Here is a 26022-nt window from a genome sequence, read left to right on the forward strand (position 1 = left end):
CCTAATATATGTTTTTAAAATAATCTATATCCGATCTTTTATGTTTGGTTGAATTATATAGCTTTTTTATTCTTTCTTCTTTTTCTTTGGCAATGGCCTCGCCTTCGAAATATTTTTCAATATCATCGTAAGAAACGCCTAATTCGTCCTCATCGCTCTGACCTTTCCAAAGTCCTGCCGATGGTTTTTTGTTTATTATCTCATCTGGCACGCCTAAAACTTTGGCGATTTCATAAACTTCTCTTTTATAAAAATCTCTTAATAAATATATATCGCATGCGCTATCTGCCCACTTAGTGAAGTAGCCGACTAAGTACTCACTTTTGTTTGATGAGCCAAGTACCATGTATGATAAATTTTGTCCATACAGATATAAATTTGTCATCCTAAGTCTTGGTTTTATATTTGATAAACTCATCTTAGAAAAGTCATCTGCCTTAGCACTTTTAACAAAATCATCATAAGTACTTGTTAGATCAACCCTTGCAGTTTTTATGCCAAGCTTATCTGCGACTAATTTCGCATCTACTTCGTCTTCTTCAAGTGAGTGTATCGGCATGACTATAGCTAAGTGATCATCGCCAAAAGCAAGTTTTGCAAGGCCTGCGACAACTGCTGAATCGACTCCACCTGAAAGCCCGAAAACCGCTCCTTTTAAACCAGTTTTATCCCTTTTATCTCTTAGCCAAGATACCATGTCTTGAACTATTTTTTCATAATCTTTCAATTATTTCACAATCCTTTTATCAATATGCGCCTTTATATATTCATCTGCAAACTCATAATCAAGCTCGCGATTAGAAAGATTTTTAAGCGTTTCTAAAAGTTCTTCGCTGTCCTCTTCCTTTATGTATATGTCCGCACTAATATTTTCCATGTATTCTAAATTATCTAAATCATAAACTGTATGTGATAAATAGTTTTTAATTTTGTCAAATTCTGCGTATGGAAAAGTCAGTTTATACTTAAGAAAGCTGCCATAGTCATAAATTTGGCCTTCAATGCTCTTCTTAAACGCGCCTGAGTAAGCTCTTACAAGGCCTCCAACGCCTAACTTAATGCCTCCAAAGTATCCAGTCACAACGCAGACGATATTTGAAAGTCCCTCCATCTCCATAACTGAAAGTATGGGTCTTGCAGATGAACCTTGTGGCTCGCCGTCTTCATCGTAGCGCTTTGTAGGAATATTACTATTAATAATATAAGCGCTAACGTTATGAGTCGCGTCCTTGTATTTATCTTTCATCTCGTTAATGAAGGCTATAGCCTCTTCCTCGCTCAGAACATGCTTTGTGTTTGCTATGAACTTTGATTTATTTATCAGATCCTCGGCGCTTACTTGCTCCAGGACCGATCTATACTCTTTATTCGCACACATATTCTTTATATTTATTGTAATCTTTTTGAGAAAGCTTCACTTTTATGTACATCGAAGCTTCGTCATACTTTGTAACTTCTACAGCATAGCTCTTTTTAAGCCTATCGATGATGGCACTATCCTTAAAAGCAAGCCTCATAGTTACCTCTTTATAATCCTCTTTAATGATTGCCTCTATCTTATCAATAAGTTTTTTTACATCGTCATCATTTTTTGCTGATATATAAATTGTATCTTCAGCATCTTTTAAGGATGATCTTCTATGCTCATCAAGTTTATCTACCTTATTATATACCCTTAAAACTTTTTTGTCCATAAGTCCTAAAGACTTCATTAAATCAAGTGTAGTCTCAATTTGTAGATGCATGTTCTCATCAGATATATCTACCACGTGTAAAATTAAATCCGCATATTTTAACTCTTCTAGAGTGCCTTTAAATGCTTCAACTAGCTTAGTTGGTAAATTTGATACAAAGCCAACAGTGTCTGAGGCAATAAATTCAGAGCCAGATGAAAATTTTATCTGTCTAACAAAAGTTTGAAGTGTGGCAAATAACATATCCTTTGCCAAAACTTCCTTAGCACCGCTCTCAGATAACCTAATCATGCTGTTTAATATAGTAGATTTACCGCAGTTAGTGTAACCGATGATGCTCACATAAGGAACATCGCTTTCATTTCTTTTTTTAGAAATATTGTCCCTTGATTTTTGAGCTTCCTTTAATTTATTTTTAATTCTATCAATTTGCTCTTGTATGTGACGTCTGTCAGTTTCAAGTTTTTGCTCACCGGGTCCTCTAGTGCCGATGCCGCCTCCCTCTCTTGATAGATAATTATTCATACCAACAAGTCTTGGCAGTCTATATGATAGCTGAGCAAGCTCCACTTGTAGTTTCGCTTCAACAGTTTCAGCCCTTAGAGCAAATATATCAAGTATAAGATTAGTCCTATCGACCACTTTTATATCGAGTTCGTCCTCTAAGTTTCTTGTTTGAACGCCGCTTAGCTCGTCATTAACAACAAGTAAGTCAATATCATTCGCTTCTATAAGCGTTTTTATCTCGTCAAGCTTACCCTTGCCCATATAGTAACGAGGGTTTAAAACGTCCTTACTTTGTTTCACTCTGACAATGGCCTCAGCATCGCACGCTTCAAGAAGCGCCTCAAGCTCATCAAGATACTCATCAGTCTTTGAATCAAATTCAATTGTATATATAATTGCTCTCTCCATATAGCACCTCTTTGTAATTATATCAAAGCCTGTGTTAAATGTCAAAATATTTATTGTATATAAAATAGCGTAGACATAATTAATTCATCTACGCTAATGTTTTTAAATGTTTTAGTTTTTTATTTTTTTCAATCATTTGTTTATATAGTTTCATAAGCTCAGCAACACACTCCGACTCACTCATCTTCCTCCAGTCAAAGCCGTATGCTTCCATAACTGCCTTGCCTTAAACTATTCAGAATGGATATTATTTAATACCTATAAATTAGAGTAAAAATAACGCTATTTGCACCCTTTTGTTTTAAAACATTAAAAAGTATCCAATAAAAAAAGACGGCATTTCTACTGTCTTAAATAACATCTTTTATATCTTAACTTTTAGCACTATTGGCTAATCAAATCATAAAATGTCAATTCATCTATAATGTCTATATCATTACCTTCTAGTTTTAATTTTTCAGCCTTCTTATGTTTTGATGACTTCTCACCTTTAAGTATTGCATTATAATCGTTATCTCCAAGTATTAAGTAATTAGTTTTATTATTCACGCCACTATCAAGTATTCCTCCTAAATTAACAATTATCTGCATAGCATCTTTTCTTAACATCTTCTCTAGCTTTCCTGTAAATACAACATGCCTATTGTAAAAAAAGTTGTCTTCATCTATTTCAACTACATCTGGCGTTATTGAGTTTATATCAAATTTAGTCCTTTTAGTTTTCCATAGATCATTAATAGCAATGTTGTTTTCACTCATGTGTATTTTAATACAATCATAAAGTTCCTTTGTTGAAACGCAATCTGAAATAGAGCGATGCTCATTATTGTGTAGATTTAAATATTTTGTCATATCAGAAAGTCTATGATGCTTCAAATCTGGATACAACTTTCTAGAGAATTGCATTGTATCCATGTATTTATTATCAAGCTCTGTTTTAAGGCCACAATTTAAAAACCTAATATCAAAAGATGTGTTATGACCAATAATTATATCGCCTCCAATAAAGTTTAGTAATTTATCTTTAATATCCAATATAGATGGCATGCCTATAAGCATATCATTAGTAATGCCTGTTAGAGAAGTTATAAAATCATCAACTTCATATTTTGGTTTAATTAGTTGTGAATATTTTTCTACTATTTCATTATTTCTAACTCTTAACACACCTACTTCTATAATTTCATCATAATAAGATGATAAACCTGTTGTTTCTGTATCTATCACACAATAATTGTCTATTATTTCTTTTGTATAATTTTTATTGCTTGGCATAAAATCACTCCTTTAATATCAAAGTTTACATTTATTATACCATATAAATAGACTTGATGAATATATACTAATATAACAACGAAAGGATTTAGAAGAAAACAAAATGGATGCCACCTACTTTATATAGGCTAGCATCCACGAATGTAAACCAAGTATTAACGTGTCCAGTTTTTTTTGGTACACATCACTTGGCTAAAGTCCTCTAAAATGAAAGAAACATGCTCTTTGTACATATCTTAAATTTGATTTTTTATGATAATCACCAGTAGAAATTAAACAACAGATGTAAATTAACTCCATTATTTAATCCATTTTTCCCTCACAAATAAATATTGATTAAATCACTCCGGCTTTTTCAAAATGTTTTTTAAGTATTCTTGTTGCAATAAAAGCTCCTATGCAAGCAAGAATAAAAGTTATCAAACCAAAGCATACTGCCCACGAAACTTTGAAATAAGATAATGCTTCATTTATTTGCGCTTCGCTCATTTTCCATTTTGTTGCTCTTTCCACAAAAGAAGCAGTTCCGAATAAAATCACAGGAATTACTGTTCCTAAAAAATCTGCTAATGCAAATGTCCCATATCCAATAATCATTCGTCCCTTGCTCTCATAATTTCCTATAATCAAATCACATATAATTCCACCGATTACAGCAAAGACTGCATGAGGCAAATGTCCTCCTGACAACGCAATTAAACCAAGAAGCGTTCCTGATATTGTAAATACGCCCTTCTTTTTAACTTTCACAGCCATAAGAATATAAACGGTGGCAGCTACCATAAAGCTAACTCCTGAAGCAATAAATCCTCCAACAACTGTTGTTGCCATAGCAAATGCAACTGCCATGTATATGACAATTCCAATTGCATTAAAAATTCCGATTGTAATAAAATCACGACCATTTAATTTGTTTTTCATAAAATTCCTCCTAATAAATTCTCTGTATTACTATCATTAGAGCAATCATAAAAGCTCCTAATAGTCCAATAGTTAAGTCTGCACATCTAAACTGCAATTCTGTTAATGTTACCCTGTTCTCATCACTATCAAGTCCTCTAATGAGTGCTGAAGCTGACAATTCATCTGAAATCTTAATCATTCTCATTAAAAGCGGAACAAGTGTATATTCAATGTATTTAATTGGGTGTAGCAATGGAAAAAATCTACTTGTTACAATTCCTCGAATCTTCATATTCTCTTTTAATGCCTTGAGTTCTATTTTTATAGTTGGTACAAACCTAAGCAAAACACTAAAAGGTATACCAATGCTTCTTGGTACTTTCATTCTATTTAATGCTTCAAGCATTTCACTTACACTTGTAGTCTTTGTTATATATCCACCAAACATAGCAATTAAGGTCATTCTTGATGCAAAGTAAATAAACATATATATTGCAAATACGATGCTTGCTTCAGAAAACTTGCTAATCCCTAACTCTATGCAGTATAAAAGCACAAAAAACAAGATAAAGCGTAACGCCCTTTTCCACATACTGCTATATACATACAAAAAAAAGGCAAAAACAATTAGAAAAAAAGTAGAATTGTATCGCTTATAAAAAAGCTCGTAAATCCAACAATTGGAAGTAGAGTAAGCTTTATTCTCGGATCAATGGTTTTTCTATCTGCCAAGCTTACTACCTCCTCTCATCTTGTCTAATATGAGAAATTTATTACTTTCACTCATATCTAAAACAGTTTCTATTTTTCCATCTCCCATTACCCATAGCTTGCTCACCGTGTTTGCTAAAAACTCAAAATCATGACTTATTACCAAAACTGTTGTCCCATTTTTTAATTGTTCTTCAATCAATTTTGCCACCGAAAGCATTGAGTCTTTATCACAACCTGATGTTGGTTCATCATAGATGAAAACTTTTGCCTGTTTCATCATTCCACAAGCTATTGTCAGTCTTTGTTTTTCTCCTCTTGATAAAGCAAACGGATGCTTATCAATGTATTTGTCTAAGCCAAGTACACTCAAAATAGACTTTGCCTTTTGAGTATTTTCTTTTTTATCTTTACTTGAAATACCAAGTAGCATTTCATCAAGTACACTTTCCGAAAACAACTGATAGTCTGAATCTTGAAAGACAAAATATGACATATCCATTAAATCTTTATGATTAAGCGACTTATCTTTTCCCGCCCATATTGTTCCCTCTTTTATCTTCTCAAGTCCTGAAATCACTCTTGCAAAGGTGGTTTTCCCGGTACCATTTAAGCCTATAAGACCAATGGCTTTTCCACACTCCATATTGAAATCAAGATGATTTAAGATGTACTTGTTTTGTTTCTTTCCACCCTTAGCTACATTCGGATAGCAAAATCTCAAGCCTTTTCCGTTGATACTTTCATCATTTAATTGATATGAATCTTTCTTCTCACTTATCCTGTATTCTTCTAATTCAAGAGTTCTTAGTCCATTTTCATCCCAAAACTCCCCTTCAAGACGGATAACTTCTTCCCGACTCAAGTCCTGTGCAATCTCTCCATCTTTCACCAAAAGAAAACGATCAAATAAAGATTTTACATAGTACAAACGATGCTCAATTAGAACAACTGTTGTTCCTTTTTTCTTTAATTTCTCCAAAATTAAAAACAGGTCAAATGTTGCTTTCATATCCAAATTTGCTGAAGGTTCATCTAAAATTAAAACTTTCGGATTCATCGCATAGATGCTTGCAATAGCTATCTTTTGTTTCTGTCCGCTTGATAATTCAAAAACAGATTTTCCTTTTAGTTCCTCAATATCCAGCTCTGCATATACCTCTTCTACTCTCTGTTTGATTTCCTCTCTTGATTTACAAATCGTTTGAAGACCAAAAGCTATTTCTTCATCTGTAGTTGTCGTAAAAAACTGACTTCTTGGATCTTGAAATACAGTCCCTACAATATGCCCTATTTCATGAAGTAATAATTTGCTTATATCTTTTCCTGACACAAAGGCTTTTCCTTGCATTTTGCCTTTATAATAATGCGGAATAAGACCATTCATTACACTTCCAAGAGTGCTTTTACCACTTCCACTTTTCCCTGAAATTAAAATAAATTCACCTTTTTTAATTTCAAGATTGATATTTTTTAAAGCAGTTCGCCCATCTTCCCATTCATAAGAAACATCTTTTAAGAAAATCATGATTATACCTCGTACTGAGCTTTCCATAATTTTGTGTAGTAACCATCTTTCTCAAGAAGTTCCCCATGCTTTCCTTTTTCAAGTAAATTTCCTTTTTGAAATACGAGAATTTGGTCAGCTTTTTGAATTGTTTTTAAATGATGAGCCACTACAAGTACAGTTCTATTCTTTGCGAGTTCTGTAATGGCATCTTGTATCAAAGATTCATTTACAGGATCAACATTACTTGTCATTTCATCAAGAATTAAAATAGGTGCGTCCTTTAGAAAAGCTCTTGCAATAGATATTCTTTGTCTTTGTCCGCCTGATAAAATCCCACCATTTTCTCCAATATCAGTTTCATAACCTTTTGGTAAACTCATAATGAAATCATGTATCCTTGCTTTCTTTGCAGCTTCAATGATTTCTTCTTTCGTTGCTCCTTTTTTACCTACCTTGATGTTTTCTTCAATGGTATTATCAAACAACTGAACATTTTGCATGACAATACTAATACGATCTAAAAGCTCATCATAAGGAATATCCCTTATATCAGTTCCTCCGAGTGTAATTTTTCCTTTATGCACATCATAAAATCTTAAAAGCAAGTTGGTTATAGTAGTCTTTCCACTACCTGATTCTCCAACTAAGGCTGTCATTGTTTTTTCAGCAATAGAAAAGCTCAATTTTTCCATTTTAAATTCATCTTTTTCATAGGAAAAATCTATGTTTTCAAAAGCTATATCATTATCTTTCGGAACAATTCCATTCACTTTGTCCGGGATTACATCTGCATATAAAATTCTTGAAAGTCTTTCGTAACTATCTACCGCCGAAACATAGTACATATAGTGTTGTTCCATAGAAGCGAATGGCTTATAAAACTCTTTTGAAATTACTGCAAAGATAATAAAATTAAGTACATCAAGATTTCCCTTTACAACAAATATTGTTCCTGCAATTAAAAGAACTAAATATCCAATATCCAGTAAAAACCCAAATATAGATAATTGTTTTGCCTTGAATCTTGAAGCTGATTTACTTGTTTCTCCAAACTTCTTTGTTTTATTCATAAGCTCATAATCCAAGCTCTTATTGTTTGAAAAACTCTTTAATACAGGTATTCCTCTCACATATTCAACAAATAGGCTAACCATATCAAGAAGTGCTGAGTTATTCTGATTCTCTATTTTTTCAGATTGCTTAATTGTCAGATATAGAAAGATAAGTGCAATCGGAACAGATACAGCCATTAGAATAGCAAGTTTTAAATCAATACTTGCAAGACCAATAAATACGACTGCACCTATCAAAAAATCGCCAAACATTCTTGACCACATGTGTCCTACAACAAGTGACATATTATCAACATCTTTGTGTAAAATTGTATTTATTTCCCCAAGTCGTTCATTGGTATAAAATCCTAAGCTGAATTTTTTCAATTTAATAATCATGCGTTCTCTTATTTGCTGAACAATATCAAAACCTGCACTATGCTTTTTCATATCTGCGACCATATTACAAATACCTTTGAACACTACAAGTAATCCAATCGCAATAAAATATTTATATAGGCTTGCTAAGCTCGTTCCTCCAAAGATTTGGAACAGTATAGAAAATACGATAACAATCATGGCTATGGAGCTGAGTCCATAAAGGGCAAAGAATACACTTGATATAATCAAATCTCTCTTGCCGGTTTTTGTTAGTAGTTTTAACATTTCTCTAAACATTTTCTGTTACCACCTCTTTCAAATTCCATCTATCTACCTTGTTCTGTGCTTCAACCATATCCTTATAAAAATCACATCTTTTCATCAGCTCTTCATGGCTTCCTGCATCAAGAACAACGCCCTTATCCATAACTATAATTTGGTCTGAATCTCTAATCGTATTTAGATGATGAGCAATTGTAATGATAGTTTTATCCTTACTTAAATCATCAATCGCTTCACCGATTAGTCTTTCATTTTCACTATCAACAGCTGCCATTGCCTCATCTAATATTAAAATCGGTGCATTTTTAAGTATCATTCTCGCAATTGATATTCTTTGTTTTTCTCCACCGGATAACTTAACTCCCATTTCACCTACTCGTGTTTCATATCCATTTGGCAACGCTGAAATAAAATCATGGCATCTTGCTTTTTTAGCTGCTTCTATGACTTCTTCTTTTGTTGCATTTAGTTTTCCGATTGCTATATTTTCAAAAATGCTTAAATCAAAAAGGATAACTTCCTGTTGCACACTACCAATCAGCATTGATATATTTTCCCCGCTATATTCTTTTATATCCTTTCCATTTATTAGTATTTGTCCTTCGTCTGCATCCCAAAATCCCATAAGCAAATTAGATACAGTACTTTTCCCGCAACCACTTGCTCCTACAAAGGCATTCAAACTATTTTTCTTAAACGTCAAATTGATATTTTTAAGCTGAAAGCCATCTTTTCCATATGCAAAATTCACATCTTTAAATTCTATGTTTCCAAATTCTAAACCTTGTTCTGTATTTTTGTTTGGAAGCGGAACTGTTAAAACTTTTCCTATAGACTTTAATGCTTCCTTAAACACAATAGAAAAATGTTGCAATGTTGCAGTCTTACTTATTGATGCAGTAAAAGCAGATGATAAAATTATTGAAAGAATAAAATTAGGTGTTGTAATATTCCCATGATAAAGAAAGATACTTCCCAAAATCATGACAATTACCACTCCAATTTCCATAAATATGTCAATGAGTCCCATTGGGATTGTAACCATCCCCATGCTCTTTTTAACCCAGTAAACATATTCTCTTGCCGTTTTTAATGTTCTTTCACTTATCTCCTCTTCTTTAGCAAAAGCCTTAATAACAGAAATATTTTTTACATATTCCATTAGCTCTTCTCTCATCTTTTTTTCGTGGTTAAAATAAATAGCAAAGTTTTTATCCATTGTTTTCTGTGAAAGAACTTTTACCAAATACATAAGTGGAGCTCCGGCAATCATTCCAAGAGCAAGACGCCAATCCACAAAAATCATAGCTACAAAAATAATGGTAGGTAGAAGTGTAACTGACATTATTTCAGGAAGACCATGGGCAAGGTATACTTCCACTTGTTCCACATCATGCTGAACAATGTTGGTAAGCTCACCTGTATTATGTTCTTTAAAAAATCCTAAACTTAGTTTTTTTAGATGATCAATAATATCTAACCTAAGTTCTGTTAATTTTTCGTATGCTTTCTCATGAGCAACCTTTGTTGCAAAATAGTAAAAAACACCTTTTAACACAAATGATATAAAGATTCCAAAAAATACATACTTTAAATTGCCTTCGTTAATATTGTTTGTGATTAAAGAACTAATCAAATATACAAGTAAGATTTGTGGTATCAAATCAAATACTATTTTTAAAGCAAGAAGTGAATTGGATAAACCATTTTTCCCTATCACTTTTTTCCTTAATTCTTTTTCTGGCATGAACAACGCTCCTTTCAAAATTGAATAATATTGAATTTTAATTCAGTATTAAGGTTTAAAGTAAGACTTTGCTGATTACGCAAAGTCTATTCTTTAGTGCTCATTATAGGGATTCCACTCCCTTGTAATAACACTTTGCAATAAGTTTTAGCATATCTTTTGCCCACTTTTCACTTTGATAATGCCTTGCTATTTCAAGAAGCCCCTCTGTAAAGTTACTGGCTAAAATATGGGCAAGCATTGGATCATATTCTTTTTCTGATTGTCTTTTTAGGCTCACTTCAATATGAATCTGCATTTGCGATATAAGTTTTTGTTTTGCTTCTGTATGCTTTGTACCTGAGCTTTTATCCATTAAAATAATTAACTTCTTACGCTCTTTTAAAAGTTCATGAATATAATTCTCGCCGACTTCATCAAACCTTTCAGAAGCAGAGCCTTTTTCCAAAGATTCTTCCTCATTAAAAGCTGACTCAAAATTTATATAAACAGAACTTACCACTGCATCAAACAAAACCTCCTTATTTTTGAAATAGGTATAGATGAGTGCCACAGGTATATTCGCTTCTTTTGCAATTTCTGTTAATTTGGCACCTCTATAATCCTTTTTATAAAATACTTTTTCTGCTGATTCGAGTATTCTATTTCTAACTTCTTCTTTTAATACTTGTGCCATATCACACCTCTTTCGAATGAAATACTGAATTTCAATTTAATAATAAATCTAAATTCAATATTTGTCAAGAGTTATAGTAGAAAATCATACTTAAGTATGATATAATTGTTAGTGATTTTATATATGCTTAATGCTGTTCTTATACTATTGGTATATGAGCAAGCACAGTAAGTGTAGGGATACTCACAAAAAAATTAATGGAGCAGACCTTTTATGAGATGCATAGTTCCATTAGGCTCATTTGCTCACTATTTAATTATTTCATTTGCCTTTTTCTGTATCTCATAATAATCATATCCTTTTCCTGCCCATTTCTCTGCAAATTCTTTTGCTCTTTTCCTTTGCTCTCTTTGTGTTAACATAATCCACCTCTATAAGTAATTAATATTATTAAGTTTATTATATCATAAATCTTTTCTTATTATAATATATAAATAAATTATCTTTATTTATCATCAAGCCTATATATCCACGTCTCTGTAATCTCATCTACACCGCCATTAAATAGATTTTTCAAATGCATGGCGCTTTGGTCTACATCATCTGCTTCGAAAAATATTTCTTCGTAATCATTAAAAAGTTTTTCGCAAAGGCTTTTAAAAAATTCATCCGCCTTATATAAATCGCTTGTGTAAACATAGGCAATTTCATTATCTTCTACAAAGGCGAGACTCATGCTTCTTTCATCGTTATAATAAAGTTCTTTTGTTAAAATTTCTTTAAATTCGTCAAAATCAACGCTTAGTGGATTGATGCTCTCATGTGTTTTTTTATAATAATCAAAATATATCTTTGCTAATTCATCGTAAATTGCCTCACCTTCTTTTGCGTGAAGAAGTTTTAGCCCCGAGATATCTTTTAAAAGCATATCACTTTTTCTTACTGTCATGCTATAGCAAACTCTTACCCTATTAAAACCATGTTCTTGAATAAAATTTCTCTTTTCTGTCTCACTACCATCTATCATCATTTGCAAGGGTGCATGATTTTCTTTGCTAATCGTTTTAAATGTATCTGTATTAATATTTTTCATATCTTCAAGATCAAATTCTAGATATATATTTTGATTATGAAAATGATTTTTATATGTGTTTATCATATATTTCCTCCTAAATTAATAAATATTATATCATAAAGACGATAATTATATTAATATTTTATTAAAATATATACTAAAATCTCTTATATGTGGTATAATACAAGTATACTTAATATTAGGAGTGATAATATGTCTAATAATAAATATAGAAGAAAGCCGAGGTTTACGCTGAAAAAGCTTTTGGTCATCACGCTGATGACTGTGCTTATATCCTTAACTTTATTTGCTGGCAGCGTGGGGCTTGCTTTTGTTAATATACTTACTACTGCCCCTGAGATTGATCCATACTCAATTAACAGCGGTTTTGAAGAAACTTCTCTTATCTTTGATAAGGATAAGAATTTACTAGAAAAGGTAGAGACTGCTGAATACAGAACTTTTGTTAAATTAAATAAGGTACCTCAATATTTGAAGGATGCCTTTATAAGTATTGAAGACGAAAGATTTTATGAGCACCCTGGCGTTGACCCTAAGGGTATTTTGTCATCGCTTTATGAAAATTTTAAGGCTGGTGGCGTTGTTCGTGGTGCTTCAACTATAACTCAGCAGCTAATTAAAAACACATTTTTATCTAATGAACAAACTCTTACAAGAAAACTTAAAGAAATTTATCTAGCTCTTAACTTAGAGACAAAACTTAGCAAGGATCAAATTCTTGAGTCTTATCTAAATATGATTTCTTTAGGACAAAACTCATACGGTGTTCAAGAGGCTTCAAGAACATATTTCTCTAAGAATGTTGACGAGATCAATATCGCTCAAGCTGCTCTACTTGCTGGCATTGTAAAGGGTCCTAACATCTATCAACCGTTCTACAGGGTTAGTCCTCTTAAGTTTGATGAGGCTACTATGAGAAAGATTGGTGAGACTGAAATTTTAGGCGAAAAATATATTCTTGTATTTAACACAAAATCTGTTCAAAGACAAAAAGTTATACTTAAAAAGATGCTTGAACTTGGCAAGATTAATAAAGCTGAATACGATGAAGCAATAAATTTTGATGTTGTAGCAAGCTTAAAGCCAAGTGCAAAGAAAGAAGCCGAAATTACAAGCTATGCGACTGATTATGTTAAGAATCAAGTTGTTGAAGACCTCATGGAAAAGTATCAAATCACTAAGCAAAAGGCTCAAGAAAGATTATTTACAGGCGGTTTAAGAATATACTCAACCATTGATACAAAAGTACAAAAGAATCTTGACGAGGTCAATAGGAATTTTAATGGGATACTTTTAGGCGATCTTAAAAGATACAAAGCTCCTCTACTTGTTGATAGAAACTTAGATAAAGGCGGTAATATCGTTGATAAAGATGGCAATTTAGTTTATTACAAAAAAGAAAATCTACTTACTGACGATGGTTATCTATTTATTCCAAAGGGTGAGTTTAGTATAAATGCCAACGGTGACTTAGCGATTACTAGCTCAAGAATATTGGCATATAAAAAATCAACTGACATACAAGATTACTATACTATTGATGGTTCGAAAAACCTTCTAACTCATAGAGTCGGTGGTCTTGCAGTTCCTGATGCATATTATTTAAGACAAGCAAGACACAGCCTTATCATAAAAGCTGAATTTTTTGAAAAGAACGATAAATTCTACAAAGTTAATGAAACTGGAAACTTATTTATAAATCCAGAATATTTCTATAATAATAAAACTGGTTTGGTTCAGCCGCAATCAGCAACTGTGATTATGGATTACAAAACTGGTCACATCGTTGCGATGATTGGTGGACGTGATGTAAAGGGTTCAAGAATTTTAAATAGAGCAACTGACACAGCTAGACAGCCGGGCTCATCTATGAAACCACTTGCGGTATACTTACCTGCTCTTGACAATGGCTTTACTGCTGCCTCACCTATACTTGATATACCGATGATTACAGCTGATGGAAAGGTATGGCCAAACAACGTTTATACTGGTTTTAAAGGTATCACAACTCTTAGAGAATCACTAATCTACTCCATAAACGTAAGCTCTGCTAGAACTTTGAAAAAGATTGGTATACCAACATCAATAAAATATTTGAAAAAATTAGGTATAATAAATGAAGAAAATCCTTCTAAGGATAATTTTGTTCAAGCGAGTGAAAATAAAACTCACAACGATGAAAACCTTGCTTCTTTAGCTCTTGGTGGTATGACAAAGGGTGTTAGCCCTCTTGATATGACTGCTGCCTACAGCGCTATCGCAAACGATGGTGTTTATAATGAACCGATTATTTACACTAAAGTTTTAGACAAAGACGGAAACATTGTTCTTGAAAAAGAAGCTAAGCAAAGAAGGGTTGTTAGCCCACAAATTGCTTATGTAATGAAGGATATACTTAGATCGACTGCTTATGAACACACTGGCAAAAACGCCATCATAAAAGGTCAAGCAAGTGCTGGTAAAACTGGTACAACTGACTACAATGCTGACTTCTGGTTCGTTGGCTTCACTAATTACTATGCAGCAGCCACTTGGATGGGTAATGACTCACCAAAGATTACCATAACTCAAAACTCGTGGTTAGCAGCAAAACTTTGGGGCCACATAATGACGAAAATTCATCAAGACAAAGAAAGCAAACCTCAATTTGCTCAGCCAGATGGCATAGTAAAGGCTTATGTATGTACTAAATCTGGTAAAAAACCAAATCAATTTTGTTCATCTGACCCAAGAGGCGTCGTCAGAGAGGAGATATTTGCTAAAGGAACTGAGCCTACTGAAACTTGTAATGTGCACGTAGCCTTAGAAGTTAACTCATCAAACAATAAGCTAGCAACTGAATTTACTCCAGAGGAGCTAAAAATTACTAAGGTCTTCACTGCTCTAAATCCTGCTTATAAGCCTTCCGAACACAACGGTATTTTGCCAAAAGACTACAGTTACTACCCTCCAGTTCAATCAGATACTCAAGAAGATTTGAATAATTATAATCAAGAACATGGCATTGATCTTAACGAAGAAGGCACTAACTGGAACGATGTCATAACAGATTTGATTAATCCAGAGAAAAAAGATGATAAAAAAGAAGAAAAGAAAAATGATGATAATGAGGTAAAAATATTACCATAGATTAAAATAGATAAACAAGGCTTAATTTAGGCCTTGTTTTTTTAATCTATACTTTTGCCTTTTTATATAAAAAGTTACAATGATAATACATTAAAATTTTGGGTATAATTTAGTATGAAAGAATTAATTTTATAAAGGAGATGGGCTTATGAATAGTGAGAAATCATTAAGAAAATATTGGCTAGTACTTGCAATAGTGCTGATTGTTGCTGCGATAGCTATATATTTTATATCAAAATCAAATAAAATAGATTATGCTAGAGTTTCGAAGGAGATGAAAGACTTTGCCTCACTTGAAGAGCCAAGCATAGAGAAATTTATAAAGAATGGCTACGTAGACATTACTGAGCCGCTTGAACATGATGCTGGTATTGATCTTAGAAATAGTCTTGGAGGACCAAGTGTATATGTAAAAACTGTAAGAGTCGATGATAGCGGTACTTACTACGGCACTATATACTGGAAAAACAGAGACGAATATAAACTTGCAAAGCAAGAATTTTCTACAGACAATAAAGATAGAATAAGTATATATGATGCAAATCCAGTAGCCTTAAAGGAAATATTAACAAAAGAAGAAGATGGGTTAAACAAGGTATATGCAGTCACTATGGCAGTAAATCAAGATGTGACTAGCGAAGAAATATATCTTTTCTCGTTTAAATAATTTAATCTGCATATGAAAAAGTGCTAAGCATAAAATTTTGCTTAGCACTTATTATTTATCCTACTTTTTATTTAGTTTTTCTACTGCTCTTAATACTTGGTTTAAAAGTATTGTAGTTGTTATGCTACCTACTCCACCTGGTACTGGAGTTATCTTTGCTACGTAATCAACTAGAGCATCGTAATCAGCGTCGCCACTAATCTTGCCTTCCTTATCCATACTTACACCAACGTCTATAACTATAGAGTCTTCATTGAAATATGATTTGTCAAGCATCTTCGCTCTGCCAAGCGCTGTGAATACTACATCAGCACTCTTACAAACAGCTTTTAAATCCTTTGTCTTTGAGTGACAGATAGTAACTGTGGCATTTTCATTTAGTAGCATCATAGCAAGTGGCTTACCAACTACCATGGAACGGTTGATTATGGCAACATTCTTGCCTTGGTAATCATATCCAGTTCTTCCTAAAATTTCAACAGCTGCTCTTGGTGTAGCTGGTTCAAAGCTATCTTTCTTTCCTTCAAATATAGCTTCAAGATTAATTGGGTTCATGCAGTCAATATCCTTATCTGGATTGATAAAATTAACAACTCTTTCTGCATCAATTTGTTTAGGAAGTGGTCTAAACACAAGTATACCATGTATCTTAGTATCATTATTTAGCTTATCCATAAGCGCAAGAAGCTCTTCAGTTGTTGATTCTCTAGGTATATTAAATACTTCTGAATCAATGTTTAAGCTCGCACTAACCTTAAGTATTGCTTTTTCGTATGATATATCGCTTGGGTCCTCGCCTAGTCTAACTACGGCAATCTTTGGAGCAATGCCTTTCGCACGAAAAGCCTCAATCTTCTTAGTCATGTCAGCCTTAATCATGTCTGCAACTGGTTTACCTTTTAATATTTCTGTCATATTAACCTCCTTATGATATAAATTTTTCTTATATTAAAAATATTTATTATTCATTTACTTAATACATTCATACCCAAATCACAATAATTTTAATACCATATTATATTTTTATAAAAAAAGAGGAGACATCTCATCTCCCCTTATATAAATTAATTAAGCTCTTTTGTTTTTTGCGCCGTGACCAAAGTTCTTTTCAAGTAATCCCCATGTGTATGGTGCGATGAATGTAGATGATAACATACCTTCAATGATACCAACAAGTAGTGGAATACAAAGTGCCTCGATTACGTGACCACCTAGAACGTATAGAACAACAACTGCGATAAGTGTTGTAATTGTTGTTAATACTGTTCTTCTGAATGTTGAGTTAAGTGATGACTCAATAAGCTCAGCATTATCCATCCTTGGATGCATTCTCTTGTTTTCTCTGAATCTATCAAAGATAACTATAGTTGCGTTGATTGAATAACCTACGATAGTTAGTGCTGCTGCGATTAGTGATGAATCGATTTGTAGATTAAAGATTCCGTATGCGGATACTATAACTAAAACGTCGACGATTAGAGCAAATACGGCTGCAACACCATATTTCCATTCAAATCTAAATGTTATATAGATAAGCATTAAGATTGATGCGATAATGATGGATATAACAGCTTTTTGTCTAATTTCTCTACTGATTGATGGACCAGTAGTTGTATCTTCGATATTGTTTCTGTCAACCTTGTATTCTTCTTCAAATGCACGGCTGATTTGATTCTTTTGCTCGTTTGTTAAAGCAAGTGTAGACTTGATAACGATAGTTTCTTTGTTAGCACCAGCATAAACAACGCTTGCGCCCTTATCAACTTTACCTACTATGTCATAAACTTTTGCTTCTTCAATAAATTGTCCAGCATTAACTCTCATGATAGTACCACCTGAGAAGTCGATACCGTAGTTAAAACCATGAATGCAGAATCCTATGATACCTGCGATGATAACTATAAATGGTATTGGAGCAAAAAACTTTTTCAATTTGTTAAAATTAATCATATTTACCTCCTATGCTCCATATGCCTTTTTATTTTCATTAGATGTTATTTGAGCAAAGTTCTTTAGTAAGAATTTTGTCAATACAACTGCTGTCAATAATGAAATTACTATACCTATGATAAGTGTAATACCAAAACCTCTGATTGAACCGATACCATAAACATAAAGTACAACACCAGCTATGATAGTTGTGATGTTTGAGTCCATGATAGTTGCGATGGCTTTCTTAAAGCCTGCATCAACAGCTGATCTTACTGTCTTACCATTGATTAATTCTTCTCTAATTCTTTCATATATAATACAGTTAGCATCTACTGCCATACCTATTGATAATAGTAAACCGCATATGCCTGGTAATGATAACTTGATATGGAATACTATAAATGCTAGTAAAACTAATAGTGTATACGCAATTAATGAAATTGATGCTACTAGACCTGGAATCTTATATACTACGATTAATAGTAAACTTATTAAAAGTATTGATATAAGTATAGCCATCATTGAGTTATGGAAAGCGTCGATACCTAGTGAAGCTCCGATGATTTCTGATCTTACTTCTTTAAGTTCGATAGGAAGTGCACCGGCTCTGATTAGTGTAGCTAATTTTGATGCTTCTTCTACTGAAAATCCCTTTGAACCGCCTTCGATGATTGGCTTACCATCTGTAATTGGTGAATTTTGTACTATAGGTGCAGAAATTACTTCACCGTCTAGAACTATCTTTAAGATTTTCTTTTCAGGAACTGTTTCATTATAAAGCTTTGTTGTTGCTTCAGCGAATTTCTTTGTTCCTTCTTCGTCAAACTCCATTGAAACAACTGGTGTTGACTTACCTAAGTTATCTTGTGTATAAACAACTTTTGATTCTTTAATGTTTTTACCTGTTAAAATTACATTGTTATCTGGATCGATAAATTGTAATTGAGCTGTTTTACCTATTGTTTCGATAGCGTCTTGTGCATTTTTAGCACCAGCTAGTTCGATTGAGATTCTGTTTGAACCTTCGATAGATATGTTTGGTTCAGAAATTCCTAAACCGTCAACTCTTTGTTGAATAATTGCCTTGGATTGTTCCATAGCCTTGCTAAGCTCTTCTCCTGTTTTGTCTGTATCAGCTTCAAGAAGTACATATACCCCACCAGCTAAGTCAAGACCTAAGTTGATAGAATCTTTAGCGCTCTTAATTTGATATCCAGCAAAATCAAAGCCGAATACAGCTACTAATCCGAAGCAGGCAATTAAAATGACTGTTATCACAATCTTAAGTGTGCTTAACTTTTTCATTTTGGCCTCCTAATCTAAATTTGCAATAACTGAGATTGCACATTCTATTCTTTTTCTTTCTAATTCACAGCCTATCTCAAATACACCGTTTATGTCGCCTGTATTGTAGTATGAATTAGCATGACAGCCTCCTGAACAATAGAATTTTGCCCAGCATTCTTGGCAGTCTTTTTTATTAAATACGTTTGATTTTTTAAATTCTTCTCTTAAATCAGTTTTGGTAACGCCTTCAAAAACATTACCAACTTTAAATTGTTCTTCGCCTACAAACTGATGACAAGGATAAAGGTCTCCCTTTGGCGTTACAGCAAGATATTCGCATCCTGCTCCGCATCCTATTGCTCTTTTGATTAAGCATGGTCCTTGATCAAGGTCTATCATAAAATGGAAGAATAGAAAATCATCATCTTTTTTCTTAATCTTGATGTATTCTTTTGATAATTTTTCATACTCTTTCTTAATTCTCTCTACATGTTCTGGTCTTATGGCATAAGGTTCTTTTTGGTCTGTTACAACCGGTTCCATAGATGTCTTTTTAAAACCGTTTCTGTAGAAATCCAATACGTCTTCTGAAAAATCTAAGTTTTCTGATGTAAACGTACCTCTAATGTAATAGTCCTTATCGCCTCTTTTTTTAATAAAGCGTTTAATCTTTGGAACGATTATATCATAAGAACCTTTTCCATTAGTAGTTGGACGCATCTCATCGTTAACAGATTTTCTACCGTCTATACTTAGAACTACGTTTGACATATTTTCATTTAAATAATCAATAATTTCATCGTTTAATAAAACACAGTTTGTAGTTAAAGTGAATCTAAAATTCTTATTGTATTCTTTTTCTAAACTTCTTCCGTAAGTAACAAGCTCCTTAACAACATCAAAGTTCATTAGTGGTTCTCCTCCAAAGAAGTCAACCTCTAAATTTCTTCTATTGCCAGAGTTTTGTACTAAAAACTCTAAAGCTTTCTTACCTACTTCTACGCTCATAAGCTCTCTTTTGCCTTTAAAATCGCCTTGTGACGCAAAACAATACTTGCATCTTAGGTTACAGTCATGTGAAACATGTAGGCAAAGAGCCTTTACTATGTTGTATTTACTCAAGTCCAACTGAGTTGCCTCTATAGGCTCAGTAAATAACAACTCTTCTTTGTGTAATTCTTCTACTTCCTTAAAAGCAGTTTTAATATCACAAGCTTCATACTTAGTAGATAATGCCTTAACAGCTTCATCTAAGCCCTTAGACATGTAATCAACTAAGTCGTATATAATCTCATCTACTACGTGTACAGCACCACTATATATGTCTAAGATTACATACTTATCATTTAGATAGAACTTATGTATTAAATTAGTATCGTACATCAAAGTCTATTTATGATTTTTCTTATTTTCGCACTTTTGGTTACCAACTGTACAAGATGTCTTACAAGCTGATTGACATGAAGTTTGGCATTCGCCGCATCCGCCGTGCTTAGCTGTTTTTAATAAGTTTCTTTTGCTTAAAGTTTTTACAAATTTCATAATATCCTCCCTTTTATATAAAATATACTGTGAGCTAAGGCTCATCACAAGAAAAAACCGATGCTATTTTGCACCGGCTAGATATTCTTTAACAAGATTTGTAACTAATGATCCATCTGCCCTGCCCTTAACTTTTGACATCATAGTCTTCATGACTAAGCCAAAATTTGTTTTATTGTCTCCAAGTTCTTCGCAAGTATCTATAATCATAGTTTTTATCTCTTCTTCAGAAAGTTCCTTTGGTACGTACTCCATAAGAATTTCTATTTCTTTTTTAGTTTGTTCAACTAAATCTGCTCTATGGCCTTGTTCAAACTCAGCTATAGCGCCTTTCTTTTCCTTTATTTGCTTTTGTATTATTGCTATAATGTCTTGGTCACTTAGTTCTTTTCTTTGGTCAACTTCAACTTGCTTTATAGCTGAATTAACCATCATGATAGTGTTTTTAATGATTGTATCTTTATTTTTCATAGATTCTATATATCTACTTTTTAGTTCGTTTTTAAGGGACATCATACACCTTCTATCTTTACAAATAAATTTAAATTAAAACTTTTGATGTTTTTTCCTTCTTGCTGCTTCAGATTTTAGTTTACGTCTTACGCTTGGTTTTTCATAGTGTTCTCTTTTTCTAACTTCTCCTAAGACGCCTGATCTTGCGCATGATCTTTTGAATCTCTTAAGTGCATTATCAAGTGATTCGTCTTCTCTAACTCTTATTTCTGTCATAGTATCCCTCCCCTCATAAAACAGTTACTATCATTTATGACTAAGTTACAAATATTATACAACAAAATTAAAGCTTTTTCAAGGTTTTTTTAATCTTTTTTGCTAATTTTCTTGTTTTTAACCTGCTGGCCAATTAAGCTTTCTGCCGCCAATTAAATGCATGTGTAAATGTTTTACGCTTTGTTGACCGTCTTCACCTGTATTGATGACTAGTCTATAACCATTGTCAAGGCCCATAGTCTTAGCTATATCCTTAACTTTTAGCATCATGTGAGAAATTACTTCTTCATCGCCTTCTTTTAAATCATCAAGGGATGAGATATGCTTTTTGGGTATCATAAGCACATGAACTGGGCATGTTGGGTTGATATCTTTAAAGCAAAGCATCATGTCGTCTTCGTAAATTTTTTCAGAAGGAATGCTTCCTTCTATGATCTTACAAAATAAACAATCCATAAAATCAAATCCTTTCTACTAATATTCCGTCTCTAAATTTTTCTACTGCCTTTACTTTCATTATTTGGTTATGAAGATTTTCATCTGTCTTAAGATAAGCTCTGATGTAATTTGATGTGTAGCCTTCAAAGTATTCATCTTTTTTCTCTTCAAACAAAACTTCAAATTCATCGCCAATAAATTTATTTATAAATATATGTCTCGAGGCTTCTTGATACTCTTCTAAAATTTCTGCTCTGTCTTTTTTTACGCTCTCAGCAATTTGTCCTTTCATATCGTAAGCTTTTGTGCCTTTACGCCTTGAATATCTAAAAACATGAACCTTTAAGAAATTAACTTTTTTCACTATGTCAATGGACTCTTTAAAATCTTCATCATCTTCCTGTGGGAAACCAACGATAATGTCTGTAGTTATGGCAGAGTCCGGCATTGCCTTATATATCTTACTTGTATTTTCAATATAATCTTCTCTCGTGTATTTTCTGTTCATTAGCTTAAGCACTTTATTTGAGCCGCTTTGTAAGGATAAATGGAACTGGTGCTGCAAGTGCTTTAGTTTGGCTAATCTTTCTACTGTTTCATCTTTTAATAATTTTGGCTGAATCGAACCAAGTCTCACTCTTTCAACGCCTGGCACTTCATCTATCATTTCTAATAATTTTATTAGGTCGATGTCATTATCTTCATAATCAGTTATCTGTATGCCTGTGATAACAAATTCTTTGTAGCCATCTTTAGCAAGCGTTTCTATCTCTTTAATGATGCTATCCGCCTTTCTCGAGCGCACTCTTCCTCTTGCATATGGAATTATGCAATATGAGCAAAAATTATTACATCCATCTTCTATTTTAATAAAGGCTCTAGTGCTATCGAAATTTTTATCAAAAAGAAGCTCTTCATAATTTTTGTCAATATTATCCTCAACATAATTTTTCTTTTCGCCAAGGTTTAAATATTCTTCTAAGTAGTCAGCTATCTTGTTTCTACCTTGTGTGCCGACTATGATGTCCGCTATATCCATCTCTTCTATCTCTTTAGAATTAATCTGACTATAGCAGCCACAAATAATTATTATAGCATCTGGATTTTTCTTCTTGACTTTAGATATCATCTGCCTTGACTTTGAATCCGACTTATTTGTCACAGTACAAGTATTTATCACATAGACATCGATATCGTCAAAATCTTCCTTGACCTCATAGCCTCTTTGCTCGAAAGAATTTTTTATCGCTTGAGCTTCATATAAATTTACTTTGCAGCCCAAATTTTGTACATAAACCTTCATCATAAAAGACCACTTCCGTTAAATTCGTAGTAAAGCATAGTAAGCAGCGCAATTGGCGCTGTTTCTGCTCTAAGTATTCTCTTTCCCAGGCTAATGGATTTGTAGCCAAATTTCTTAAGCTCATCTATTTCACCTATATCGAAGCCGCCCTCAGGTCCTACGACGATGGCGATATTCTTTTTGTCTTTGATATCATAATTTTTTATGCTATTATCAAGTTCATATTCATAAGCAATTAAAACTAGATCAAAGCCATCTAAAATTTCTTTTGCTTCGCTAAGCTTCATCGCATCAGATACAGATGGTATAAACTCGCGCTTTGACTGCATCGCCGCTGCCTTTGCAATATTTTTATATCTTTCCAGTTTTTTATCTTTTATATCTTTTTTCTTTACAATTGACCTCTTAGTCTCTATAGGAACTATGCTATAAACACCCATTTCTATAGCTTTTTGTATGATAAAGTCCATCTTATCAGACTTTACCAGACTTTGGAATAAGCTTATTTTTAGCTCAGACTCATATTTTTCTTTTATTACAGAAATTATCTTAAGACTCAGTTCATTCTTTGAATATGAGTTAAGAACAGCGATATAGCCAGCGGCATCAATATAAACTTCAACTTCTTCGTCATCTTTTATTCTCAAGACGTCTTTAAAGTGCTTTATATCTTCCTTTGCTAAATATAAAAGATTTTCAGCTCTTTTTTCTGCGAAAAATCTATGCATGTTTAGCTACGATTGAAGTCCATTCGTTTAGGTCTTCGACGTTTAATATCTCAAATCCATTGGCTTCAAGTGAATCGATAACCATGGCGGACTTAACTTTTAAAATTCCTGAAGAAATGAAAATTCCGTTCTTGTTCAAAAATTTGTGTAAATCACCTGTCATTGTAACTATAACTTCTGCAAGTATATTTGAAACGACTATATCATACTTGTCTTTAACCTTTGAAAGAAGGTCTCCGACTATGAATTCAGCGTTTTTAACTTCATTTAATTTTTTGTTTTCATTGGCGATGTATACGCTCATCGGATCTATATCAACGCCTAAAACTTCGCTAGCGCCTAGCTTTGACGCTGCAATCGATAGTATGCCGCTACCTGTACCTATGTCTAGAACTTTCATTCCTGGCTTCATGTGCTCTTCAAGCTTCTTTATGCAAAGTGATGTTGTCTCGTGTGAGCCAGTTCCAAATGCCATGCCAGGCTCTAGCTTTATGATTTCTTCTCCATCTTTCTTTTCATACTCTTCCCAAGTTGGCACTATGACTATAGTTTTGTTTGGTTTTAAAACCTTGAAGAATTTCTTCCAATTATTCTTCCAATCGCTATCGTCAATTATTTCCTTAGAAAATTCTCCGCCAATTTCTTCAATGTAAGACTTAATTTTGGCTTCTCTTTCATCATTGTCAGAGATATCGTCTAGGTATATGGTAAATCTAATAAAACCTTTTTCTAATTTTATAAGGTCATCATCGTATAGGTCCCAAGCATTTTGTCTTTCTTGGAAAATCTTTAAATCTTCTGGATCTTCAATCGCCATATTGTCAATGCCTAAGTCTGATAAGAAAATTTCGACTCTTTCTTCATTTTCTTTTTTAAATTTTAATTTAATTTCTCTAAAATTCATATTAACTCCTAAAATTTTTCTTTTATTTTTTCAAAAATATTTTTCTTCTTTGGTTCGTAATCAAAATTCATGTCTTTAAAGTGCTTTATTAATGAGTCTTTTTGCTCTTCATTCAAATTCTTTGGCACATCAACCTTGACTACAACGTATAAATCGCATCTATAATTCTTGTGTAGTGGATATAGTCCCTTGCCTGCAATTTTAAACTTCGTATGACTCTGAGTTCCCTCAGGTATAGTTAATTTAACCTTGCCATCAAGCGTATCAACTTCAATTTGGTCACCTAAAACCGCTTGTAAATAATTTATGCTAACGCTTGTGTATAAATTATCGCCGCTTCTTTTGAATTTATTATTCTCTCTAATGTCTACGTAAACGTTTAAATCACCGTTTGGTCCGCCATTCTTACCAACACTTCCTTCGCCTCTTATGCTGATGACGCTATCTTCACGAACGCCCTTTGGCACCTTAACAAGTATTTTTTTCTTTTTCTTTTCAGTTCCATTGCCATGGCAATGTGGGCATTCTTCAGTAATTATCTCGCCTGTACCGTGACAGTCAGGGCAAACTTCAGTTTGAACGAATACGCCAAAAGCTGTTCTTCTCTCTCTTCTAACGCTTCCTCTGCCAAAACAAGTCTTGCAAGTCTTTTTGCTATCCTTATCTTTTGCTCCGCTTCCGTGGCAATGTGAGCACTCTTCGACTCTCTCTATCTCAATCTCTCTTTGAGTTCCATTTAAAACATCTTCTAGATCTATAGTAAGATTATATCTTACGTCCTCGCCATACATTGGACGTTTGCTTTGCGCAGCACCTGATGAAAAGCCGCCAAAACCGCCTCCAAAAATATCAAAGATATCACTAAATATATCCTCAGAAAAACCGCCGTAGCCACCAGCTCCTGTGCCTCCATTTTGAAACATCGATTCGCCGTATGTATCATATTGCTTTCTCTTCTCAGCGTTGCCTAAAACTTCATAAGCGGCAGATATCTCCTTAAATCTTGCTTCAGCCTCTGCATCTCCTGGATTTAGGTCTGGATGATATTTTTTAGCAAGCTTCCTATATTGAGTTTTTATCTCAGCTTCAGTCGCAGTTGATTCTATCTCTAAAACTTCGTATAAATCTTTCAAAACTTACACCCTTTCTAAAATGTAAAATATTTTTCATATACATTATAT

26 protein-coding genes are annotated in these 26022 nt (G+C 33.2%); 2 read left to right on the forward strand and 24 right to left on the reverse strand.

Features of this window, described 5'->3' with window-relative positions; genetic code table 11:
- Position 1: 1 nt before the first annotated feature.
- The 12 genes from nadE to BN30_RS01400 all read right to left on the reverse strand — a co-directional run bounded on the left by nadE (position 2) and on the right by BN30_RS01400 (position 12245).
- Positions 2 to 727 (reverse strand): NAD(+) synthase, encoded by a 726-nt coding sequence (gene nadE / locus BN30_RS01340; protein WP_019213734.1) that lies wholly within the window; start codon positions 725 to 727, stop codon positions 2 to 4.
- On the reverse strand, positions 728 to 1378 hold the full coding sequence (locus BN30_RS01345) for an IMPACT family protein (protein ID WP_019213735.1): 651 nt from the start codon (positions 1376 to 1378) through the stop codon (positions 728 to 730).
- Positions 1365 to 2609: a GTPase HflX gene (hflX, locus tag BN30_RS01350; RefSeq protein WP_019213736.1), complete on the reverse strand. Its 1245-nt coding sequence runs from the start codon at positions 2607 to 2609 to the stop codon at positions 1365 to 1367. The genes BN30_RS01345 and hflX overlap by 14 nt, the downstream gene beginning before the upstream one ends.
- An 88-nt stretch (positions 2610 to 2697) precedes the next feature.
- Positions 2698 to 2823, reverse strand: coding sequence for a hypothetical protein (locus tag BN30_RS10370; protein WP_278244153.1), 126 nt, complete (start codon positions 2821 to 2823; stop codon positions 2698 to 2700).
- A 170-nt stretch (positions 2824 to 2993) separates the two neighbouring features.
- Positions 2994 to 3884: an exonuclease domain-containing protein gene (locus BN30_RS01360; RefSeq protein WP_019213738.1), complete on the reverse strand. Its 891-nt coding sequence runs from the start codon at positions 3882 to 3884 to the stop codon at positions 2994 to 2996.
- Between the two features lie 336 nt (positions 3885 to 4220).
- Entirely contained in the window at positions 4221 to 4805 is a 585-nt protein-coding gene (locus BN30_RS01365) for an MptD family putative ECF transporter S component (RefSeq protein WP_019213739.1), read from the reverse strand.
- A gap of 10 nt (positions 4806 to 4815) precedes the next feature.
- Positions 4816 to 5379: an energy-coupling factor transporter transmembrane component T gene (locus tag BN30_RS08675; RefSeq protein ID WP_479723589.1), complete on the reverse strand. Its 564-nt coding sequence runs from the start codon at positions 5377 to 5379 to the stop codon at positions 4816 to 4818.
- Positions 5380 to 5508: 129 nt separating this feature from the next.
- Positions 5509 to 7026, reverse strand: a complete 1518-nt coding sequence (locus BN30_RS01375) for an ABC transporter ATP-binding protein (RefSeq protein WP_019213740.1) — start codon at positions 7024 to 7026, stop codon at positions 5509 to 5511.
- 2 nt (positions 7027 to 7028) lie between these two features.
- Positions 7029 to 8738, reverse strand: coding sequence for an ABC transporter ATP-binding protein (locus BN30_RS01380; protein WP_019213741.1), 1710 nt, complete (start codon positions 8736 to 8738; stop codon positions 7029 to 7031).
- The gene (locus tag BN30_RS01385) at positions 8731 to 10470 is read right to left on the reverse strand and encodes an ABC transporter ATP-binding protein (RefSeq protein ID WP_019213742.1); all 1740 of its coding nucleotides are present in this window, start codon (positions 10468 to 10470) and stop codon (positions 8731 to 8733) included. The genes BN30_RS01380 and BN30_RS01385 overlap by 8 nt, the downstream gene beginning before the upstream one ends.
- Before the next feature lie 103 nt (positions 10471 to 10573).
- Positions 10574 to 11146, reverse strand: coding sequence for a TetR/AcrR family transcriptional regulator (locus BN30_RS01390; RefSeq protein WP_019213743.1), 573 nt, complete (start codon positions 11144 to 11146; stop codon positions 10574 to 10576).
- 445 nt (positions 11147 to 11591) lie between these two features.
- Positions 11592 to 12245 carry a hypothetical protein gene (locus tag BN30_RS01400; protein WP_019213745.1) on the reverse strand — a complete coding sequence of 218 codons (654 nt, stop codon included), beginning with the start codon at positions 12243 to 12245 and terminating at the stop codon, positions 11592 to 11594.
- 129 nt (positions 12246 to 12374) lie between these two features.
- Between BN30_RS01400 and BN30_RS08680 the strand changes: the two genes are divergently transcribed.
- On the forward strand, positions 12375 to 15311 hold the full coding sequence (locus BN30_RS08680; RefSeq protein ID WP_019213746.1) for a transglycosylase domain-containing protein: 2937 nt from the start codon (positions 12375 to 12377) through the stop codon (positions 15309 to 15311).
- A gap of 148 nt (positions 15312 to 15459) precedes the next feature.
- Positions 15460 to 15978, forward strand: a complete 519-nt coding sequence (locus tag BN30_RS01410; protein ID WP_019213747.1) for a hypothetical protein — start codon at positions 15460 to 15462, stop codon at positions 15976 to 15978.
- Positions 15979 to 16038: 60 nt separating this feature from the next.
- Here the strand turns inward: BN30_RS01410 and BN30_RS01415 are convergent, their stop codons facing one another.
- From BN30_RS01415 to dnaJ, 12 genes are all read right to left on the reverse strand, one after another.
- Positions 16039 to 16893: a bifunctional 5,10-methylenetetrahydrofolate dehydrogenase/5,10-methenyltetrahydrofolate cyclohydrolase gene (locus BN30_RS01415; protein ID WP_019213748.1), complete on the reverse strand. Its 855-nt coding sequence runs from the start codon at positions 16891 to 16893 to the stop codon at positions 16039 to 16041.
- 153 nt (positions 16894 to 17046) lie between these two features.
- Positions 17047 to 17928, reverse strand: a complete 882-nt coding sequence (gene secF / locus BN30_RS01420) for a protein translocase subunit SecF (RefSeq protein ID WP_019213749.1) — start codon at positions 17926 to 17928, stop codon at positions 17047 to 17049.
- A gap of 9 nt (positions 17929 to 17937) precedes the next feature.
- Positions 17938 to 19215, reverse strand: a complete 1278-nt coding sequence (secD, locus tag BN30_RS01425) for a protein translocase subunit SecD (RefSeq protein WP_019213750.1) — start codon at positions 19213 to 19215, stop codon at positions 17938 to 17940.
- 9 nt (positions 19216 to 19224) lie between these two features.
- Positions 19225 to 20580, reverse strand: coding sequence for a thioether cross-link-forming SCIFF peptide maturase (gene scfB / locus BN30_RS01430; RefSeq protein WP_019213751.1), 1356 nt, complete (start codon positions 20578 to 20580; stop codon positions 19225 to 19227).
- A 6-nt stretch (positions 20581 to 20586) separates the two neighbouring features.
- Positions 20587 to 20739: a six-cysteine ranthipeptide SCIFF gene (gene scfA / locus BN30_RS08685; protein WP_019213752.1), complete on the reverse strand. Its 153-nt coding sequence runs from the start codon at positions 20737 to 20739 to the stop codon at positions 20587 to 20589.
- 63 nt (positions 20740 to 20802) lie between these two features.
- Positions 20803 to 21252, reverse strand: a complete 450-nt coding sequence (locus BN30_RS01440) for a GatB/YqeY domain-containing protein (RefSeq protein WP_019213753.1) — start codon at positions 21250 to 21252, stop codon at positions 20803 to 20805.
- A gap of 33 nt (positions 21253 to 21285) precedes the next feature.
- The gene (gene rpsU / locus BN30_RS01445) at positions 21286 to 21468 is read right to left on the reverse strand and encodes a 30S ribosomal protein S21 (RefSeq protein WP_019213754.1); all 183 of its coding nucleotides are present in this window, start codon (positions 21466 to 21468) and stop codon (positions 21286 to 21288) included.
- A gap of 117 nt (positions 21469 to 21585) precedes the next feature.
- Positions 21586 to 21924, reverse strand: coding sequence for a histidine triad nucleotide-binding protein (locus tag BN30_RS01450; RefSeq protein WP_019213755.1), 339 nt, complete (start codon positions 21922 to 21924; stop codon positions 21586 to 21588).
- A gap of 4 nt (positions 21925 to 21928) precedes the next feature.
- Complete coding sequence (mtaB, locus tag BN30_RS01455; protein WP_019213756.1) at positions 21929 to 23212, reverse strand: tRNA (N(6)-L-threonylcarbamoyladenosine(37)-C(2))-methylthiotransferase MtaB; 1284 nt, start codon at positions 23210 to 23212, stop codon at positions 21929 to 21931.
- The gene (locus tag BN30_RS01460) at positions 23209 to 23937 is read right to left on the reverse strand and encodes an RsmE family RNA methyltransferase (RefSeq protein WP_019213757.1); all 729 of its coding nucleotides are present in this window, start codon (positions 23935 to 23937) and stop codon (positions 23209 to 23211) included. The genes mtaB and BN30_RS01460 overlap by 4 nt, the downstream gene beginning before the upstream one ends.
- The gene (gene prmA, locus BN30_RS01465; protein ID WP_019213758.1) at positions 23930 to 24841 is read right to left on the reverse strand and encodes a 50S ribosomal protein L11 methyltransferase; all 912 of its coding nucleotides are present in this window, start codon (positions 24839 to 24841) and stop codon (positions 23930 to 23932) included. The genes BN30_RS01460 and prmA overlap by 8 nt, the downstream gene beginning before the upstream one ends.
- Positions 24842 to 24849: 8 nt before the next feature.
- On the reverse strand, positions 24850 to 25974 hold the full coding sequence (gene dnaJ, locus BN30_RS01470) for a molecular chaperone DnaJ (RefSeq protein ID WP_019213759.1): 1125 nt from the start codon (positions 25972 to 25974) through the stop codon (positions 24850 to 24852).
- Positions 25975 to 26022 lie beyond the last annotated feature (48 nt).

It is taken from the genome of Fenollaria massiliensis, from assembly GCF_000312505.2.
GTDB lineage: Bacteria > Bacillota > Clostridia > Tissierellales > Peptoniphilaceae > Fenollaria > Fenollaria massiliensis.